Source organism: Achromobacter sp. D7-1, assembly GCF_059760445.1.
In genome coordinates this window covers 56,166-74,833 of the sequence record NZ_JCBAMT010000023.1, presented here as the reverse complement: position 1 = coordinate 74,833, position 18,668 = coordinate 56,166, and the positions used below count along the sequence as shown (strand labels likewise).

Below are 18,668 nucleotides of genomic sequence, written 5' to 3'. Positions count from 1 at the left end.
CGCCAAGGCGCGCCAGGCCTGGACGGCCGTCCCTACGCGGACATCAGGCTGAAGGACTGCCGCGTCGACAACGCCGCGCGGCTGGGTCCGGCAGCCGATGCCCTGGCGTTCGCGGCAGACGCCACGCGCGTGGCGCTGTGCGCGGAAGCGCTGGGGGCCATGCAAGCACTGCTGAACGCCACCCGCGACCACGTCGCGGAACGCCGCCAATTCGGCCAGCCCATAGGCCGCTTCCAGGCAGTGCAGCACAGGTTGGTGGACATGCTGCTGGCGCTGGAGCAGGCGCGTTCGCTGACCTGGCTGGCGGCAGGCGCGGCGCAATCGGACGCGCGCCTATGGGCGCAGCTGGTGTCCGCCGCCAAGGCCAGTTGCGGCGCGGCCGCGCGCTATATCAGCCACCAAAGCATCCAGCTGCATGGGGGCATGGGCATGACCGACGAACTCCCGGTGGGCCACTACGTCAAGCGGCTGCTGGCTATCGAATACACGCTGGGCGACACCCGGCACCATCTCAACCGCTATCAACGGTTGGCGACGGCCTGAGCCGCGCCGCTGAACGAGGTACACCATGAACTTGCCCGCCGCATCGCCGTCCCGCGACCTATCCCCAACCACCCGCTACGTCCTGCAGGGGCGAGTGGCCGTGATCTTTCTTGATAACCCGCCCGTCAACGGCCTGGGCGATACCGTGCGCAGCGGCATCCATGCTGGGTTGGCCCTGGCGCTGGCCGATAAAGGCGTGGACTCCATCGTCATCGCCGGCGCCGGCAAGGCGTTCTGCGGCGGCGCCGATATCCGCCAGTTCAATACGCCGGCCGCCACCGCCAAGCCCATGCTGCGCGACGTCATTGCCGCGATCGAGGCATCCGCCAAGCCGGTGGTGGCCGCGATCCATGGCTTCGCCTTGGGCGGCGGGCTGGAACTGGCTCTGGGATGCCACTACCGCGTCGCGCAGGCGGGCTCCAAAATGGGGCTGCCTGAAGTGAACCTCGGCCTGGTGCCTGGCGGTGGCGGCACCCAGCGCCTGCCGCGATTGATAGGCGTGCCGCGCGCGCTCGACATGATTCAGTCCGGCAAGCCCATGGATGCCACGGCGGCCATGGCGGCTGGGCTGGTCGATGCGGTCGCCGAAGGCGATCTGCTGGATTTCGCGCTGTCCTATGCGCGCGAGCGTGCCGCACAGGTCTCGCATCCGCTCGCTGCGCGCCGTGTCCTGGACGGGGGCGGGATGGACTTCGCCGCGGCGCGGGCCAACGTCAATCCCAAGGCGCGCAACGCGATTGCGCAGCGCGCAGTGATCGATTGCCTGGAGGCCGCCACGCGCCTGCCTGTCGAGCCGGGGCTGGATGAAGAGCGCCGCCTGTTCGACGCGCTAGTGGAGGGCGATGCCTCCAAGGCGCTGCGCCATCTGTTCTTCGCCGAGAAGGAGGCGCCGCGCGTCGCCGGCGGCGGCAGCGCGGGCCGGATCGGCCGCGTCGGCATCCTGGGCGCCGGCACCATGGGCGGCGGTATCGCCATGGCGTTTGCTAATGCGGGCCACGACGTGACGCTGTACGAGCGCGAGCAGGCGGCACTGGACCGCGGCATGTCCCTGATCCGCAAGAACTACGAAATCACCGCCGCCAAGGGCAAGCTCGATGCCGCTGGCGTCGAAGCCCGGATGGCGCGCATTGCTCCCAGTCTGGACATGCAGGACCTGGCGCAGGCGGATCTCGTCATCGAGGCCGTATTCGAGGACATGGCGGTCAAGCAGGCCGTATTCCGGCTACTGGATGCGGTATGCAAACCCGGCGCGATCCTGGCCACCAATACCTCGCGCCTGAACATCGACGAGATAGCGGCCTGCACGGCGCGCCCCGAGGCGGTGATAGGCCTGCATTTCTTCAGTCCGGCCAACGTCATGAAGCTGCTTGAAGTGGTGCGCGGCGCGCGCACCGGCGCCGACGTCATTGCGACCTGCATGGCGGTTGCGCAGCAAATCGGCAAGATTCCGGTGCTGGTCGGGGTATGCGAAGGCTTCGTCGGCAATCGCATGTTGACGGGATACTGGCGCGAGGCGGGCTTCCTGCTGGAAGAAGGGGCCAGCCCGCAGCAGATCGATGGCGCGCTTACGCGCTTCGGCATGGCCATGGGGCCGTTGGCCATGGCCGACCTGGCGGGCATGGACATCAACTGGGCCACGCGCAAGCGGCTGGCGCCCACCCGTCCCGCGCATCTGCGCTATTCCAAGGTTGCGGACCGCATCTGCGAACTGGGCCGCTTTGGCCAGAAGACCCAGGCAGGGTATTACCGCTACGAGCCGGGCAGCCGCCAGCCGCTACCGGATCCCGTGGTGGACGGCATCATCGAGACATGCGCGCGCGAGGCCGGCATCGCGCGGCGGCCGGTCAGCGATGAGGAAATCGTCGAGCGCTGCATGCTGGCGCTGGCCAACGAAGGGGCCCGCATCATCGAGGAAGGCATCGCGCAGCGCGCCTCGGACGTGGATGTGGTCTATGTCCACGGCTATGGCTTTCCGGGCGCGCGTGGCGGCCCCATGTTCTATGCCCAGACCCTGGGGCTGGCCGAGACGCTGGAGAAAATCCGGGAATTGCAGCGCGCCCATGGCGAGCATTGGACGCCCGCGCCGCTGCTCGAGCGGCTGGTGAAAGAGGGCAGGACCGCATTCTGACGCGTCCGCGCCATGGCCACGGCCGCGCCCGGCGTCATGCCGGCCGCGGCCTTCTTTGCGATACTGTATTCCCCCAGACATAGATCCCAGCCATGACAGACTCCATACCTTCCGGTTTTGCGCCCTGGCGCCCGAGCAGTCCCTTCATGGCGCATCTTGCCGAACTTGGCGCGCTGTACAAGCGCGACAGCGACAATGTGCTCGCGTTGCGCCTGGGCCTGGCCCACACGAACATGCATGCCATTGCCCACGGCGGATTGCTGGCCACCCTGGCCGACAGCGCGCTGGGGCATACCATCGCCACTCAGGCGCAGGTGTCGGTTGTCACCGTGCAGATGTCGGTGGAGTACATGAACCCCGTCAAGCCCGGCGACTGGCTCGAGGCACACGTCCAGATCGACAAGCAGGGCAAGCGCCTGATCTACGCCACTTGCCTGTTGCAGGTGGAAGGCCGTGTCATGCTCAAGGCCAACGCGGTGTTTGCCGTGCGCGCGGCGTCGGCGCCGGCGTCGGACGGCTAGCGTCCCGTCCCGCAGGTACGGGACGAGACCCTAGCGCCCGCGCCGGCCGCAAGGGCGGCCTGCGTCGCCTCTGCTGTGTCTACTCCACCTTGACGCCAGTGGTCTGAACCACGTTGCGCCATTTGGCGGTTTCGTCCGCGACAAAGCCGCTTACCTGTTTCGGCGTCATCGGGCCTAGCGGCTCGCTGTTCTGTCCGGCCAGGCGCTGAACCATTTCGGGCGAGTTCATGATCTGGTTGGTGGCTTCGTTCAGCTTGGCCACGATGGCCGGGTCGGTGCCGGCCGGCGCGTAGAAGCCGAGCCAGGTGTAGACGTCCAGGCCGGGCGCGCCCGATTCCGCGAATGTGGGCAGATCCGGAAACAGCTTGCTGCGTTCGGCGCTGGCGACGCCGATGGGACGCAGCTGTCCGGACTTGATGAAGGGCGCCACGCTCATCGCGTCCTGCACCGCGACCTTGAGTTCGCCCGAAACGACTGCGTTGGTGGCTGGTGACGCGCCCTTGTAGGGCACGTGTTCCATCGGCACCCCGGTAATCTTCTTCAACCATTCGCCGCCCAGATGGGTGGATCCGCCGAATCCCGCCGAACCATAGGGCACGCCAGGCTGCGACTTGCCCCAGCTGAGGAACTCGGGGATGGTCTTGACCGGCAGGCCCGCGTTGACCACCACCAGATTCGGCGCGCGGGCGAGAATCGAGATGGGTTCGAAGTCCTTGATCGGGTCATAGCGGACCTTGTCGTTCACCGCCGGGCCGATCACATGCCCAGTGGCGCTGACCAGCAGGGTGTAGCCGTCGTTCTTCTGGCGCGCGACCAATTCCGTACCTATCTGTCCGGCAGCGCCCGGCTTGTTCTCGACCACGAAGGTTTGGTTGAAGCGTTTGCCCAGTTCCGCCGACAGCAGGCGGGCGACGATGTCGGTCATGCCGCCGGGGGCGAAGGCCACCACGACGGTGACGGGATGGTCGGGATACGCGGCGTGGGCGGCGCCCGCCGCCAGGCTGCTCGCGAGCAGGGCGCCGAGCGCGCCGCGTCGCAGGATATTGCGGATCATGGTTGTCTCCTGGAGTCTTGTCGTCAAGGCGGCGCGACTGCAGCCACGCCTCCGTGCGGCCAGTATGGAGGCGGCCTGCGCATTACTCCATCCGAAATATTCGAACCCAACTTTCGCGGTTTTCTAAAGGACTGTGCCGCTCCGCAGGGCGCGCCGGCGGCTTGAATGCCGACGAACACAGCGTTCGAAACATTCGACTCCTCACCGCGCAAGCTGGCCTGCATACTTTTCCGGATCGCCTGAATCACGGAGAAACTATGCTTCACAATGCCTTGCGCGGCGTCAAAGTCGTGGACCTGTCGCGCATCCTCGCGGGCCCATGGTGCACGCAGAACCTGTCGGACCTCGGTGCGCAAGTCGTCAAGGTGGAGCATCCCGACCGCGGCGACGATACGCGCGGCTGGGGGCCGCCAGACCTGCGGTCCGCGGACGGCGGAGCCTCCATGTCGGCCTATTTCATGGCCTGCAACCGCGGCAAGCAATCCGTCGCCATCGACTTCGCCACCGAGGCTGGGGCCGCCCGCGTGCGCGAACTGGTCGCCGACGCCGACATCCTGGTCGAGAACTACAAGGCCGGCGGCCTGCGCAAGTACGGGCTCGACTATGCCTCGCTGGCTAGCGTCAACCCACGGCTCATCTACCTGTCCATCACCGGCTATGGCCAGTCCGGTCCCCTGGCGGGCAAGCCGGGATACGACTACGTATTCCAGGGCATGGGAGGACTGATGAGCTACACGGGGCAGCCCGATGGCACGCCCGGCGCGGGGCCGCTGCGCACCGGCGTCGCGGTGGTGGACCTGATGACGGGCATGTACGCCACCTCCGCAGTGCTTGCCGCCTTGCGCCAGCGCGACCAGACCGGACAAGGCATGCCGCTGGACATATGCCTGCTTGACGTCGCGGTGGCGCTCAATGCCAACCAGGGCGCCAATTACCTGGTCTCGGGCGAGACGCCCAAGCGCAGCGGCAACGCGCATCCGAATTGCGCGCCCTACGAGGTCTTCGCCTGCGCCGACGGCCACCTGATCCTGGCGATAGGCAACGACGGCCAGTTCGCGCGCTTCAGCGGCGTGGCCGGCCATCCCGAATGGGCGGCCGATGCGCGCTACGCGACCAACAGCGCGCGCCTGTCCCACATGGACAGCCTGCGGCCCCTGATCGCCGAAACCTTGGCGGCTGCGGCGCGCAAGCGCTGGACGGACGCCTTCGACGCGGCGGGCGTGCCCTGGGGGCCGATACACACCTTGGACGAGGTCTTCGCGCATCCGCAGGTGTTGCATCGCGGATTGCTGCAGACCGCCAATCATCCTGCCCTGGGAGAGGTGCGCCTGGTGCGCAATCCCATGCTGGCCGGCACCCCCGCCGAAGCGTTGGGGGCGGCGCCGCCGCTGTTGGGCGAACACACGGCAGCGGTGCTGCCGGATACCGCATTGCAGTAATACCCCACGAGGAGACAAAACAATGAAACTTTCCCGATTCCGCCTGGCGGCATGCGTCTGCCTGGTCTTGCCGGCCATGGCGGCCGCCGAATATCCCGACCGGCCCATCCGGCTGGTCGTCCCTTATGCCGTGGGAGGCACCACGGACATCATCGCCCGCGTGGTCGGCGGCAAGCTGGGCGAGCAGCTCGGCCAATCCGTGGTGATCGAGAACCGGCCGGGCGCCGGCGGCAGCATCGGTTCGGCCTACGCCGCCAAGCAGCCTGCCGACGGCTATACCCTGGTGATGGCCGTCGAAAGCTCGCATGCGGTCAATCCGAACGTCTACGCCAGGAGCGCCTACGATCCGGTCAAGGATTTTGCGCCCATCAGCAACCTGGCCGACGTGCCCAATGTGCTGGTGGTGAATCCGTCGCTGCCTGCGCAGGACCTGGCGGCGTTTCAACAGTTGCTGAAGGCATCGCCCGACAAATACGCCTTTGGCTCGTCCGGCAACGGCGGCCTGAGCCACATGAACGGAGAACTGTTCCTGAAGACCACCGGGACCCGCATGCTGCACGTTCCCTACAAGGGGCTCGGACCGGCACTGAATGATCTGGTGGCCGGGCAGGTGCAGGTCGTATTCGACAACATCCCGTCTTCCTATCCGCTGATCCAGGCCCAGCGCATCCGCCCGCTGGCCGTGGCGGCCAAGCGCAGGCTCAAGGTATTGCCGGACGTGCCGACCTACGCCGAGGCCGGCTTACCGGCCATGAACAACCCCTCATGGTTCGGCTTGGCCGCACCCGCGGGCACGCCGCCAGCGGTACTGGACCGGCTGAACGCGGCCGTGCGGCAGGCGCTGGCCGATCCGGCGACCGTGGAAGCTATCGAGAAGCAGGGCGCCGTGCCCAGCCCGATGTCGCGGGACGAGTTCGGCGCGCTGATCGCGCAATCCTACGGCCACTGGAAAACGGTGGTCGAGGACATCAAGTTCGAGAAGATGCAATAACAAGGAGGTTTCATGAGCACCAGATCCCACGTCCTTCCCCATGCCCGAGCCGAGATCGAGGCGACCGGCATCGCCACCTTGACCATGCTGGACGCCGGCGCACTGAACATCCTGAGCACGCCTGTGATAGACGGCCTGCGGGACGCGCTGGCATGGCTGCGCGCGGATGAGTCGGTCCGCGTGCTGGTGCTGCGCGGCGCCAGCGACCGCGCTTTCGTCGCGGGCGCCGATATCGCGGAAATGGCCGCGCTCGACGAGCCGACGGCGCAGCGCTTCATTTCGAACCTGCGAGACCTTTGCAATGACGTCCGCCATTTCCCGGCGCCCGTCATCGCGCGCATTCCTGGCTGGTGCCTGGGGGGCGGCCTGGAATTCGCCCTGGCTTGCGACCTGCGCATCTGCGCCGATCACGCACAGTTCGGCATGCCCGAGGTGAAGGTGGGCATACCCTCGGTGATCCATGCGGCGCTCATGCCGCGCTTGATCGGCGCCGCCAACAGCGCCTGGATGCTGCTGACGGGCGATCTGATCGATGCGCGGCGCGCGCAGGACTGGGGCCTGGTGAACGCCGCCGTGCCACAGACCGAGTTGGACCGCGCCGTCCGCAAGCTGGCGGAAGGATTCGCCGCGCTGGGGCCGGCCGTGTTGCGTCAGCAAAAGAAGCTGTTGCGCCGGTGGGAGACCATGCCGGTGGATGAGGCGATCGAGGACAGCGTTGGTGAATTCGCCGTGGCGTTCAACACCGGCGAACCGCAGAAGTTCATGAACGAATTCCTGGAAAACAAGCGCCGCGCCAAAGCCTGATCCGGTCCGGTCCCCGCCGGGACGCCTGGCTCCTGACGAAGTATCAGTCCTGCTCGCGCGTGGCCGCCACGATGGGATCGTCGAGCAGGTACTCCGCGACCTGCTCGACGAAGGGCGAGGGCGGCACCCCCGCCTGAGTGACCAGCGTCAGTTCGCGCAGGGCCCAGGGTTCGCTCAGGGCCACGGCCGCAATCCGCTTTTCGCGCAATGCGTTGGCGGCCACGCTGCGCGGCACCAGGGACACGCCCACGCCCGCTTCCACCATGGACAGCACCGCGTCGAAAGTATGCACGTGGATGCGTACCTTGGGCGTCTTGCCGGCCAGCTTGGCCATGTCGCACAGGAACACATAGTTGCTGCTGTTGCGGCTCATGCAGACGAAATCCAGGTCCAGCACCGCAGGGAAGCGTACGGGCGAGCTTTCCACCACCGGGTGGTTCAAGGGGGCGGCAATAATCAGTTCGTCGACCGCATAGCGCATGGCGTTGACGCCGGCGGACTTGGCGCGGCCCGCGAATATGCCGATGTCGGCTTCCTGGCCGGCGATGGCCGCCTCGATCGTATTGCTGGAGCGCTCTTCAAGCAGGATGTTGACGTTGGGATTGGCCGACAGGAAACGGCTCAGGCTAGGCACGATGAAGCCGTTGAGAGAGCTGCTGTTGGCGAACAGCTTGACGCTGCCCTTCAGGCCGCTGGCGAAGCCACTGACCTCTCCGTGCATGCGCTCGACCCCGGCCAGCAGCGAGCGCACATGCTTGAGCACGAAGGTCCCTTCCACCGTCAGTTCCATGCCGCGGGCTTCGCGCTTGAACAGCGGCACGCCCATCGCGAACTCCAGGTTCTTCAGCCGGTAGCTGGCCGAGGACGCCGTCAAGTGCACGGCGTTGGCCCCGCCAGACAGGCTTTTTGCCTCGGCGATCGCGAGGAACAGGCGGAGATCGGTAAGTTCGTAGCGCATCGCGCAAGATTACCGTAGTTGCGGCGGCATCGTCACAAATAGGGCGTGGCCAGCCAGATCACCTTGTTGCGCAGGCGCTTGGCGAACGGCGCCCGCAGCAGGTTTTCCAGCGTTTCGCGCCGGCCTTGCGCGATCAACCCGTCGACCCGCGCGCCGATCCAGCGCGCCACGCCCGGATCGTAGATTTCGGTGTCCAGCTCGAAATTCAGCCGCAGGCTGCGCGGGTCCAGATTGGACGAGCCCACATAGGCCCAGGCATCGTCCACCGTCATCAGCTTGGAATGGTCGAACGCGCCATGCGAGCGCCAGACCCGGCAGCCCGTGCGCACCACCTGGTCCAGCTGCGCCGTCATCGCATAGTCGACCAGCCGCAGATTGTTCTTGCCGGGAATCACGATATCCACCACCACCCCGCGCCGCGCGGCCGTGGCCAGCGCGCCGATCAACGTCTGGTCGGGCAGGAAGTAGGGCGACTGGATGCGCACATGGCGCTGCGCCACCGCCAGCGCGCCCAGCAGCATATTGTGCGTGCTGCCCAGGGCGCGGTCGGGGCCTGACGGCACGCAGCGCATCGGCACGTCGCCCGTGGGCGGCAGGGCCTCGGGATCGAACCAGGGCTTGGCAGGCAGCGATTCGTGGGTCGTGAAGTTCCAGTCGTGCGCAAACACCGACATCAACTGCGTCACGATCGGCCCTTCCACGCGGAAGTGGGTATCGCGGTTGGTGCCGTCGCCCGCCAGCGCGCTGACAAAGGCCGCGCGCACGTTCATGCCGCCGGTAAAGCCCACGCGTCCATCGACCACCAGCACCTTGCGGTGGCTGCGCAGGTTGGCATAGGGCATGCGCAGCACGCCCAGCGGATTGGTCATGAAGCGCGCCACCGGCACCCCGCCGCGCGACAGCATGCGCACGATGGGCGGGCGCGAATACTTGGAGCCTATGGCGTCGATCAGCACCCGCACCTCGACCCCGCGCTCGCGCGCCTCGATCAGCGCCTGCGCCATCTCGCGGCCTATGGCGTCGTTGTCGAAGATGTAGCTTTGCATCGCCACCGCGTGGCGCGCTTCGCGGATCGCCTGCAACATCGCCGGATAGGCCTCATCGCCGCCGGCCAACGGCCGCACCGCGTTGCCGCCCAGCAGGCGGAAGCGGCTGACACGGTCGCCCAGCACCTTCAGCGACGAGAACTGCTGGCCCGAGATTGGCGCCACGTCCACGGGCGCGGTCTCGACCTGCTCCGCATCCACCACCATCGCCTCGTCGCGCTGCTGCGACAGCCGCGTCTTGCGGATCCGGTTGATGCCTGCTACGAAATAGAACAGCGCGCCGAACAGCGGCGAAAACAGCGCCACGCCTACCCAGCCGATGGCTGCCCGCACGTCCTGCTTGGTCATCGCGGCATGCACCGCCGCGCCCGTCCCGGCCACGATGCTGATGGCAAAAACCAGATGGGGCCAATAATCGATCAAGATTGCGTGTATGCGGTCCATGGCGATGGCGTAAGCGCGGCCTCCGTAGATGATCAATGGCGAAGGATAGCAAGGCGGCTGGCCCTGGCAAGTGGGGAAGTGGCGGCTGTTTTCACATCTTCAAAAAAACGTGCTAGAATTCGGCCTCTTCGTTGTTAAGCATCTTTCAAAAGAGGCGCGGCAAGGAAGAAGAGCAGTACCAGAGGTGGCTGTAGCTCAGTTGGTAGAGTCCTGGATTGTGATTCCAGTTGTCGTGGGTTCGAGCCCCATCAGCCACCCCACCGAATACATATGAAAAAAGGCACCTACGCTAAAAAGCGAGGTGCCTTTTTTCTTGGGCAATGGTGACGGATTTCCGGTTTTTCGACGTGGTCACGAGTTCGTCTTGATCTTGGCGACTTGGCGCGGGGAGGACCTTGAATATTTCCAACCTGCATTTGGCCAAGGGCGTGGAGCAGCTCGCTGGCCTCAAGCTCGCAGGCCTCAAGATAGGCGGCCTGGAGTACTTACAGGCATCCTATCCTTGGATAGAGGTGCTGCGGCGGGCGTCGCGCCGTACTTCATACGCATGAGGTCGGTGGTTGTAGCGATGTCGGCGTTGCCTATCCTTCGGGCACCAGGTGCGAGCGCGGCATCTTGTCTCCACCGGCCCGAACGACACGCCGCCATGCTCATTCGGTGCGCTCCACAGCCGCTTTCCAGATTGCGATTAGCGTCATAACGATAGACGACAATGTCAGTGCGCCAGCGGTCCAATTCCGAACCCGTGCGGGGGCGAGTTCATACGTTGAAGTCCGCACACATACTTTTCATGGGTTCTACATGAGAATTGGTTACACTGTCGCGCATTTTTAGCTAAGACTTTGGTATCACCGGAATTCCCAGGATTCACATGTACGCAATCGCATTCGATTTCGATGTTGCAGCTCTCGGCCTCCTCCATCATGGAGGGTCTTGGGCCAGATCTTACGGACAGATTGCAGCCGTCCTGGAGAGTTTTGGGTTTTGCGAGCAGCAAGGCGGCCTCTACTTTGGGAACCGCGACACGACCCCTGTGAGCTGCGTTCTTGCGATTCAAGCCTTAGATCGGGAACTGACTTGGTTCAGCCGAAGCGTTCGGAGCGCCAGAATGCTGCGGATTGACGACATGATCGATCTCTCGTCCGCACTGGTGAATCGTGTGGAAATCTCGGCTGTAACGAATAGCCGCCTTGGTTACGCGGCTACGGCAACCTGACCGCAAACAACCTGCGATATCTTATTTTCGAGTGGGTTTGTTTTATCGGAACTCACTCCTCCAACGCGAACAGAACGCGCGGTGCACGATGAGTTGGCTCGCTGCTGTCACGTTACTTAACTAGGCAAGTTCATTAGCAGTTACCATGCCCACCTTGGCCTTCTTTGTGAGAGCTTGACGTGCAGACGAGTGGCGACGCGCCTGTTTTCGGTAGAACGGAATGGACCCTGATCTCGGGGACCCTGGTTGCTTTGGCCGTTGTGGGTTGGGAGTCACGGCCTGCTTTACGAGAGGCCGTTTCTAATATTTCTATCGCCGCATGGGTCTCTGTAGTGGCAATTGCCTTTGCCGCCATGTGGGGAGGTCGTTGCGTGCGCCTTGGGAAGCAACGTGCCGCCGATGATTTGAAGCGAAGGCGCGCTGAACTAGCGGCCATCGAGATTGCGCCGCTGCTGAATGTCTCCGTCACTTTGGCAGGCGCTGTCTTGGAAATATCGCAAGCCATCAGTGGCAGGCTTCCAACTGGAATAGAGTGGGGGCGGTTGTGGGCAAACGTTGAAGCAATGAAACTGCTCGAAACTCCCTTGGATGTACTGGAACGGGTTGCTCATCAGGAGGAAGTTGCCGATCGAATTGTCAGGGGACGATCCGGTGTCAACGCGGTTATTCATAGCCTCGCTGGCCGTGAAAAAATGACGCAACTCCCTGTCACGATGGATGAATGGAAAGGCGTGCGACAGCAACTTGAAGCGGTTGTCCGCTCTGTGCTTCAGGAGTGTGCGGAACTTGTCCCAATATGTGAATCTGTGCGCCGTGTCGCCTTTGCGGACCCTCGTGCCACTCAATATCGCCTCTGGCGACGGGGCCGTCGCCCCTGCCTGTGACGATGTCTCTGCGGTATCCATAGGGTAGCCGCCGTAGTTTTCGTCATTCGGATTTCCACTGTCTCGCGGCTTCATCCCGCAGCCGCGCGCCCGCCCACACCACCCGGCCCAGCACCCGCACCGATGCCCCGTTCTCCAGCGGTATGTCATCGTGCAAGGGATTGAACGACCGCGCCACCCATTGCCCGGTGAGCCGTTCCCTGGCCACCGTCTTCACGATCATCTTGCCGTCATAGTTGATGGCATAGACGCCGCCGGCGGCAATGTCATGCAGCGTCAGGCTTTCGTTGGGAACCACCAGCAGCGCGGCGCCGTCACGGATGACGGGTTCCATGCTATCGCCTTTCGCATAGACGACGCGCCCCTTGCCGTTGTCCGCGCCTACCGACCGCAGGAATGACTTGCGGAACTGGATCATGCCGGTCTGCTCTTCGGCGTGGTTTTCGATCGGGTCGCCCGCCGCCAGGCGCACGTCGGCCAGCTCGGGAACCTTCTCGAATCTGTCGTTGGCCGCGGGCGGCTCACCCACTCCCACATTCGCCACCACGCCAGTCTGCGTGCTGATCCGGACGCGGCCTTCGCGCTCGGTCTGGTGCGTGGTCTTGCCGCCCTCCCACGGCGCCGCGGGCAGGCCATCGATGCGCAGGGGGAATTCGTCGCGCGACAGATAGCTGTCTATCAGCGAGTCGCTGCGCAGGACCGTCGGCATCGGCGGCGCGGCAGGGGTAGGCGAGACATCGATTCCCAACTTCAGTTGAGCGATCGCCAAGGCGAGCGCGCCCTGCAGCTTGTTCAACTGGTCCGGGGGCAATGCGCGCACCTGTTCTTCCGGGATGCCAGGGAAGGGCCAGGGCGCAGGGGGAATTGCCAACGCAGCGGCTGCAAGGGAGCCATCGCGTGTAGGCAGTTTCGGCGGGCTGCCGTCATACAGCCATTGCGCGTTCACGCGCAGCAGCGGGGCAACCTTGATGCAGGTTGCCATGTCCATGCCGTTGGAGCCATTGAACCAATGCGTTGCCGCGCCGGAAGAGGCGCCTGCTGCCTTCCATAGGTCTGTCTTGGTCAGGCGTGGTTCGGCCGCGTCCGCCCGGCGGGCCGCTTCCTCGTTGAACGCCTGTGTGATTCGCTTCTGAAAGGTCATCTTAGGATGCTAAACAAAAACAATCTTAGTTGGCTTGCATTTAATATCTTAGCATTCTAAGATTTAAAAATGATAGCCGGGTAAGAACGGGCGGAGGATGCAGGAGCACGCATGAACTACTACAGCCACAACATAGGCGACTACGCCCAGGCCACGGCGCACCTGAGCCTGATTGAGGATGCCATTTATAGCCGTCTGCTGCGCCGCTACTACGCGGAAGAGCAGCCCATCGTGGACCACCTGCAGCAGGTATTCCGGTGGGTGGGGGCGCGGACCGAGGAAGAAAGGGAAGCCGCCACGCAGGTCCTGTCCGAGTTCTTCGTCCTGCGCGACGGCCATTGGCACAACAAGCGCGCGGACGTGGAGATTGCCGCTTATCACCTCAAGGCCGAGACCGCCAAAGCCAACGGCAGGCGGGGAGGCCGGCCGAGGCAGGGCGACCGCAGTCCGGAACAACCCAGCGGGTTTCCCATGGGTTCCGACGAGAAACCCGGCCATGGACCGGAAAAATCCGGATCGGAAGCTAACCAAGAACCAGGAACCAAGAACCAGGAACCAGAAGATCACCCCTCCACCCCTCGCAAGCGAGGCAGCGGATTCGACGCCGCCGTGATCGACCTCCCGGCTTGGCTCGACCGCGAGGACTGGGTCAGCTGGATTGCCGATCGCAAGGCACGCAAAAAGCCGGTGACCGAGCAGGGCGCCAGGCGTCAGCTGCAGCAGCTTGCTGGCTATCTCGCCGAAGGGCACCAGCCGGGCGCCGTGATCGCAAACAGCATCGCGGGCGGGTATCAGGGCCTCTTTCCTCCGCGTACCCGGAACAACCCCACGACAGGCAGGGCGCAACGCCTGGCCGACTGGACCGATGAACTGCGCGAGGTCCTGGCCGACCAAGGCCGCCCGCGCGAACGATACATGGGGACGATCGATGCCAGCCGCTGACGTCCAGCCCGCCACCCTGGGGGCGCTGGTGGTGAATGAAATGCTGCTGATGTACGGCGCCAAGTTCGCGCAGCAATGGCAGGGCCTGACGGCGCGGGAGCTGAAAGATTCATGGAATCAGAAGCTGGCAGGCCTGGATGAAGTCCAGGTACGCCGTGGCCTGGTTGCTTGCCTCACCCAGGAATGGCCGCCGACGCTGCCGCAGTTCATCAAATCATGTTGCCCGTGGATGGTCCCGGAAGTGGCCTATCACGAGGCGGTGCGCGGCATGTCCGCCCGCAGGCGGGGCGAGCTGGGCGCCTGGTCGCATCCGGCGGTGTACTGGGCCGCGGTGGGCGTCAGCACGGTGGATCTGCTGGGCTGCACCTATGGGGCGATCAAGGCGCGGTGGGAGAAGACCTTGAACGAGGAACTGGCGAAGGGCGCATGGGCGGACATCCCGTTGCCGCGCCCAGCGCTACCGGCGCCCGGACAGACCATGGCGACGCGCGCCGAGGCCGAGGCGGCGCTCAAGAAAATGGGCGCGCAGAAGATATTGAGGGACCGTGGGCGCCCGCATCGGAGCTGGATCGAAAAGTGGGAAGCGCGCATCGCGCGCGGCGATTACCCGAGCAAGGGCATTGCCGACATGATCCAGCGCGCCAAGGGCGAAAGCCAGGAAACAGCGGACCGTCTGAAGAACGGTCCCAACGGCAAGACAGGTAAACAATGCGAGGTGGCTGATGAGTAAATTGACGGGCGACGATTTGATATGGAACTGGGTACGGTGGACCTGGTCCGGCGCTACGGTGGGGAACATGGAGGTATACGTGTCCGAAGAGGAGGACTACCGGCCCATCAACCATCACCACGCCATGGAGGTCGAGGCGATGCATGCCGCGCTGCCCTGGCACGAGCGGATGATCATCATCGCCGAGTACCCACAGAAAAACGTGATGTTCGGCCAGCTGGAGGGCAGGGCGCGCATCGCGAAAGCGCTGGACTGGATCGCCGATACGACAGGCGTAGCCCTGACCGAAACCGAATACAAACTGTACCTGGGCCTGTTTCGCAGCCTGGTCGAAAGGAGGCTGGCGTGAAGTACGCGCACGAGGTGATGGATTTGATGGCCTGCTATCCCGGGCGCTCATTCCGCTTGATGGAGCTGGTGCGGCACGTGTCGCACGGCCGGCCTTTGTCCCTTCCGGAAAAGACGCGCATGCAAAGAGGGATTCAGCGGGCCATGGATGCGCTGCAGGATACTGGCAGCGTGCTGATTCAAGAGCCTGTAGCGGGCGGCCACGGGCGGACCTACGCATGGCGTGTGACGATTCCGTCACAAGCCCCCGCCCCTTAGGTCACGCAATCGGTCACAATGGGCCCGGGGCATTGCGCCCCTAACAAATGCAGCCCCGGCCATGTGCCGGGGCTTTTTGCTTTTCGGCATGTTGCCTTGGCCTCTTCGGCAGGGCTCCGTCTCGATTCTGCATGGCGTGTGACGGTTCCGTCACAAGACCCCGTTTCTCAGGTCACGCAATCGGTCACAATGGGCCCGGGGCATTGCGCCCCTAGCAAATGCAGCCCCGGCCAAGTGCCGGGGCTTTTGCATTTTGGCGCTTCGTTTCGATGCTTACTTCTTTGGCAGGACTCCAACTCCATGAGCGTTCAGATCAGCATTACAGAAGACCAGCTGGTAGCGGACCTCGTCGCCTTCTTCAAGACCTTGGTCGACTGCGAAGTTGTCCGCGGCCTGCCCAATTGGGTTCCCACTCCGCCGCGCGAGTGCATCGTCATTACGCCGCTGGCGGCGCTTGGACTTTCTGTTCCGGTCATGGTCTACGCCGATCCGTCGCCCGCGGCGGGGACGCGCAGCATGACCCAGGCCACGCAATGGTCTGTCCGGGTGGATAGCTACGGGGCGCGGGCCCAGGATCTGGCGCTCACGTTCTCGATCGCCTGGCGCAGCCAGTACGGGTGCGAGTTCCTGGGGAGCCTGGGACGAGCCCAGCCGCTATACGCGGGCGAGCTCAAGCAATTGCCCTTTGACAGCGGAGCAAGCCAGACCTTCGAGCGGTGGTCATTCGACGCCGTCCTGCAGTTCAACCCATCCATCACCGTGCCGCAGCAGTTCGCGGACCAACTTCACGTGGGCCTCATCGAGGCCGACACCACCTACCCTACGGGAGCTTAACGCTATGTCCATTCCCGCCAGTGAAATCGTCCAGGTAGTCCCTGGCGTGATCGCAGCCGGCGGATCGGCGCTCGACTTGAACGGCCTGATCCTGACCAACGATACCGCCGTCCCCATCGGCACCGTCCAGAGTTTCGCGACCGCGCGCGACGTACAGCGCTTCTTCGGTCCGACCTCGACCGAGGCCGTCCTGGCCGACGTCTACTTCAACGGGTTCGACAACTCGACTCGCAAGCCGGGCAATCTGCTGTTCGCCCAATATCCGACGGCAGCGGCTTCGGCCTATCTGCGTGGCGGCTCCATGGCCACGGTGACGCTGGCCCAGCTGCAGGCGCTGTCCGGCATCCTGACGGTGACCGTTGATGGCGTGGCCAAGACCTCCGCCAGCATCGACCTGTCGACGGCGACGAGTTTTTCGAATGCCGCTGCAACCATCGAGGCGGCGTTCACCACGCTGGGCGCAAGTTGCACCTATGACGCGCAGCGTGCCGCCTTTGTCATCACCTCGGCTACCGACGGCGTCGCCAGCACGGTGTCCTATGGCAGCGGCACCCTCGCGTCGGGCTTGAAGCTGACGCAGGGCACAGCGGCGGTTCTGTCGCAGGGCGCGGCGGTTGGCGTTCCGGCAGTGGACATGGGCCGGATCACCGACCTGACCCAGAACTGGGCGGCGTTCATGACGACGTTCGAACCCGATACGGCCGGCAAGGTGGCGTTTTCGGCCTGGACCAATGCCCAGGGCGATCGCTACGCCTACGTTGGCTGGGACACCGACGTCACCGCCGCGCAGCAGGGCAATACGTCCAACTGGGCCGCTATCGTCAGCGCCAACGAGTACTCGGGCTCCGTGCCGGTCTACAAGGACGTTCAGCACGCGGCCTTTGTGCTGGGCACGGTGGCGTCGCTGGACTTCGAACGCACCAACGGCCGCGCCACCCTGGCGTTCAAGGGCCAGTCGGGCCTCGCGTTCTCCGTGACCGACGCCACCACCGCGCAGACCCTGATCGACAACGGCTACAACTTCTATGGCGACTACGCGACCAGCAACGATCGCTTCCGTTTCCTCTACCCTGGCCAGGTCAGCGGCAACTGGAAGTGGGTCGACACCTACGTCAACCAGATCTGGCTGAACGCGGCGTTCCAACAGGCGCTGATGACGTTGCTGACCCAGGTGAACTCCATCCCCTACAACATCGACGGCTACACGCTGATCGACGCTGCCTGCCTGGACCCGATCAATGCCGCGGTCAACTTCGGCGCCATCCGCGCCGGCGTGACGCTGTCGAGCCAGCAGAAGGCGCAGATCAACAGCCAGGCCGGCGTGGATATCTCCGACACGCTCCAGACCCGCGGCTGGTATCTGCAGATCAAGGACGCGACCCCGCAGGTGCGAGAGGCCCGCGGCACGCCGCCCTTGACGTTCTGGTACCTGGACGGCGGTTCCGTCCAGCAGATCACCCTGGCCTCGCTGGCCATTCTTTAAGGATTCAACATGGCGACTTTGACCAGTGCCAACTCGGTTCTGATGCTTGCGGTGGGCGGCGTGTTTCCGGTGCCGCAGAAGATCGAGGGCTATGCCTCCGAAAGTGCCTTCACCTTCGAGGCTGCCACGCCCGCGCAGGTAACCATGGGCGTGGACGGCCGCATGTCGGCCAGCTACGTGCCGGTTCCCCGCGTGCAGATCATCACGATCCAGCCCGACTCCCCGTCCATGCGCGTCTTCGAGATCTGGATGGCGGCCAGCGAAACGGCCCGGGAAGTGTTCTATGCAAACGGCACCCTCAACATCCCGTCGATCGATCGCAAGTACACGCTGACCCGCGGTGTGTTGACGCAGATTCCGCCGGCGCCGGACGCCAAGGCGATGCTCCAACCCATGGCGTTCCAGATCACCTGGCAGAACGTCTCTCCGGCGCTGGTGTGACATGGCCAGAAAGCAGACAACCCTGACCATCGGCGCCGAAGGGCGCGACAAGGGCAAGGTGTTCATCCTGACGGAGCTTTCTGCCTACGAGGCCGAGGAATGGGCCGGCCGGGCGCTGTTTTCGTTGATGAACGCCGGGGTGGAAATCCCGGACAACATCGCCGAGGCAGGGCTGGCCGGCGTGGCTGCCATGGGCATGAAGGCCATCGCCAAGCTGCCTTTCGACAGCGCCAAGCCGCTGCTGGACAAGATGATGGATTGCGTGCAGATCCAGCCCAGCCCGAATGTGACGCGCGAGCTCATGTCCGGCGATGTCGAGGAGGTGGCGACCCTGTTCACGCTGCGCAAGAAAGTCCTGGGCTTGCACTTGGATTTTTTTACGGCCGCCGCCCCATCGACTTCGGGCTCCAAGTCCACAACGGCGGCACGCGCCTGATCCGCTACGCCAATATTCCCCGGATTA

The 18,668-nt window shown here is 64.5% G+C and carries 19 protein-coding genes and 1 tRNA gene; 15 read left to right on the top strand and 5 right to left on the bottom strand.

What is annotated here, in order from left to right; all coding sequences use genetic code 11:
- From AC6LKD_RS12840 to AC6LKD_RS12830, 3 genes are all read left to right on the top strand, one after another.
- On the top strand, positions 1–543 hold a 543-nt coding region (locus AC6LKD_RS12840), incomplete at its 5' end, for an acyl-CoA dehydrogenase family protein (RefSeq protein WP_498116451.1).
- A gap of 25 nt (positions 544–568) precedes the next feature.
- Positions 569–2,671, top strand: a complete 2,103-nt coding sequence (locus AC6LKD_RS12835) for a 3-hydroxyacyl-CoA dehydrogenase NAD-binding domain-containing protein (protein ID WP_498116450.1) — start codon at positions 569–571, stop codon at positions 2,669–2,671.
- A 92-nt stretch (positions 2,672–2,763) separates the two neighbouring features.
- Entirely contained in the window at positions 2,764–3,192 is a 429-nt protein-coding gene (locus AC6LKD_RS12830) for a PaaI family thioesterase (protein ID WP_013395280.1), read from the top strand.
- 79 nt (positions 3,193–3,271) lie between these two features.
- Here AC6LKD_RS12830 and AC6LKD_RS12825 read toward each other — a convergent pair whose 3' ends face one another.
- Complete coding sequence (locus AC6LKD_RS12825) at positions 3,272–4,246, bottom strand: Bug family tripartite tricarboxylate transporter substrate binding protein (protein WP_492276656.1); 975 nt, start codon at positions 4,244–4,246, stop codon at positions 3,272–3,274.
- Between the two features lie 257 nt (positions 4,247–4,503).
- Between AC6LKD_RS12825 and AC6LKD_RS12820 the strand changes: the two genes are divergently transcribed.
- The 3 genes from AC6LKD_RS12820 to AC6LKD_RS12810 are packed head-to-tail and all read left to right on the top strand — an operon-like array spanning position 4,504 to position 7,480.
- The gene (locus AC6LKD_RS12820) at positions 4,504–5,685 is read left to right on the top strand and encodes a CaiB/BaiF CoA transferase family protein (protein WP_498116449.1); all 1,182 of its coding nucleotides are present in this window, start codon (positions 4,504–4,506) and stop codon (positions 5,683–5,685) included.
- A 22-nt stretch (positions 5,686–5,707) separates the two neighbouring features.
- Entirely contained in the window at positions 5,708–6,676 is a 969-nt protein-coding gene (locus AC6LKD_RS12815) for a Bug family tripartite tricarboxylate transporter substrate binding protein (RefSeq protein ID WP_498116448.1), read from the top strand.
- Positions 6,677–6,688: 12 nt separating this feature from the next.
- Positions 6,689–7,480, top strand: coding sequence for an enoyl-CoA hydratase (locus AC6LKD_RS12810; RefSeq protein ID WP_498116446.1), 792 nt, complete (start codon positions 6,689–6,691; stop codon positions 7,478–7,480).
- A gap of 43 nt (positions 7,481–7,523) precedes the next feature.
- Here the strand turns inward: AC6LKD_RS12810 and AC6LKD_RS12805 are convergent, their stop codons facing one another.
- Both AC6LKD_RS12805 and cls read right to left on the bottom strand, forming a co-directional pair.
- Positions 7,524–8,438 (bottom strand): LysR family transcriptional regulator, encoded by a 915-nt coding sequence (locus AC6LKD_RS12805; RefSeq protein WP_013395275.1) that lies wholly within the window; start codon positions 8,436–8,438, stop codon positions 7,524–7,526.
- A gap of 32 nt (positions 8,439–8,470) precedes the next feature.
- On the bottom strand, positions 8,471–9,928 hold the full coding sequence (gene cls, locus AC6LKD_RS12800; protein ID WP_041655921.1) for a cardiolipin synthase: 1,458 nt from the start codon (positions 9,926–9,928) through the stop codon (positions 8,471–8,473).
- Positions 9,929–10,112: 184 nt separating this feature from the next.
- On the opposite strand from cls, the gene AC6LKD_RS12795 reads away from it, so the two are divergent.
- Positions 10,113–10,188, top strand: a tRNA-His gene (locus tag AC6LKD_RS12795).
- 1,381 nt (positions 10,189–11,569) lie between these two features.
- Here the strand turns inward: AC6LKD_RS12795 and AC6LKD_RS12790 are convergent.
- Positions 11,570–12,049, bottom strand: a complete 480-nt coding sequence (locus tag AC6LKD_RS12790) for a hypothetical protein (protein WP_498116445.1) — start codon at positions 12,047–12,049, stop codon at positions 11,570–11,572.
- Positions 12,050–12,071: 22 nt separating this feature from the next.
- Positions 12,072–13,169 carry a S24 family peptidase gene (locus AC6LKD_RS12785; RefSeq protein ID WP_498116443.1) on the bottom strand — a complete coding sequence of 366 codons (1,098 nt, stop codon included), beginning with the start codon at positions 13,167–13,169 and terminating at the stop codon, positions 12,072–12,074.
- 111 nt (positions 13,170–13,280) lie between these two features.
- On the opposite strand from AC6LKD_RS12785, the gene AC6LKD_RS12780 reads away from it, so the two are divergent.
- From AC6LKD_RS12780 to AC6LKD_RS12745, 8 genes are all read left to right on the top strand, one after another.
- Positions 13,281–14,111 (top strand): YdaU family protein, encoded by an 831-nt coding sequence (locus tag AC6LKD_RS12780; RefSeq protein ID WP_498116441.1) that lies wholly within the window; start codon positions 13,281–13,283, stop codon positions 14,109–14,111.
- A complete protein-coding gene (locus tag AC6LKD_RS12775; RefSeq protein WP_498116439.1) occupies positions 14,098–14,841 on the top strand; it encodes a hypothetical protein in 744 nt (247 codons plus the stop codon). The genes AC6LKD_RS12780 and AC6LKD_RS12775 overlap by 14 nt, the downstream gene beginning before the upstream one ends.
- Before the next feature lie 79 nt (positions 14,842–14,920).
- Complete coding sequence (locus tag AC6LKD_RS12770) at positions 14,921–15,190, top strand: hypothetical protein (protein WP_498116437.1); 270 nt, start codon at positions 14,921–14,923, stop codon at positions 15,188–15,190.
- Entirely contained in the window at positions 15,187–15,447 is a 261-nt protein-coding gene (locus AC6LKD_RS12765; RefSeq protein ID WP_498116435.1) for a hypothetical protein, read from the top strand. The genes AC6LKD_RS12770 and AC6LKD_RS12765 overlap by 4 nt, the downstream gene beginning before the upstream one ends.
- Positions 15,448–15,747: 300 nt before the next feature.
- Positions 15,748–16,281, top strand: a complete 534-nt coding sequence (locus AC6LKD_RS12760) for a phage neck terminator protein (protein ID WP_498116433.1) — start codon at positions 15,748–15,750, stop codon at positions 16,279–16,281.
- A 4-nt stretch (positions 16,282–16,285) separates the two neighbouring features.
- Positions 16,286–17,764, top strand: coding sequence for a DUF3383 domain-containing protein (locus tag AC6LKD_RS12755; RefSeq protein WP_498116431.1), 1,479 nt, complete (start codon positions 16,286–16,288; stop codon positions 17,762–17,764).
- Positions 17,765–17,773: 9 nt separating this feature from the next.
- Positions 17,774–18,205 (top strand): phage tail fiber protein, encoded by a 432-nt coding sequence (locus AC6LKD_RS12750; protein ID WP_013395258.1) that lies wholly within the window; start codon positions 17,774–17,776, stop codon positions 18,203–18,205.
- 1 nt (position 18,206) lies between these two features.
- On the top strand, positions 18,207–18,641 hold the full coding sequence (locus tag AC6LKD_RS12745) for a hypothetical protein (protein WP_013395257.1): 435 nt from the start codon (positions 18,207–18,209) through the stop codon (positions 18,639–18,641).
- Positions 18,642–18,668 lie beyond the last annotated feature (27 nt).